At 42.7% G+C, this 372-nt stretch carries 2 tRNA genes; both read right to left on the bottom strand.

The window, feature by feature from the left end:
* Window positions 1–96: 96 nt before the first annotated feature.
* Window positions 97–169 (bottom strand) — tRNA-Ala (locus AC1RPU_RS08000).
* A gap of 27 nt (window positions 170–196) precedes the next feature.
* Window positions 197–271 (bottom strand) — tRNA-Ile (locus tag AC1RPU_RS07995).
* Window positions 272–372 lie beyond the last annotated feature (101 nt).

Raw genomic sequence — 372 nt, 5'->3', positions numbered from 1 at the left:
AACTAATAAAACGCGGTGTTTCTCGGCTTATTGCTTAAAAATTTAATAAATATTATCTAGTTTTCAAAGAACAAATTCGACAATTAATATTGTCAATGGAGCCTAACGGGATCGAACCGATGACCTCCTGCGTGCAAGGCAGGCGCTCTCCCAGCTGAGCTAAGGCCCCATAATGGGTATTTTATTAATTGGTAAATGGGCCTAAATGGACTCGAACCATCGACCTCACGCTTATCAGGCGTGCGCTCTAAACCAGCTGAGCTATAGGCCCGTAAACGCTTTTGAGAGTAGATCTCTCAAAACTAAACAAATTTTCGACAAGTGTGTAGGTTTCCGTAATATTCCTTAGAAAGGAGGTGATCCAGCCGCAGG

The sequence above is a fragment of the Dellaglioa sp. CoH-55-MRSF-7 genome (assembly GCF_056782235.1).
Note: the sequence above shows the minus strand (reverse complement) of the source record. Positions and strands in the feature narration are given on the sequence as shown.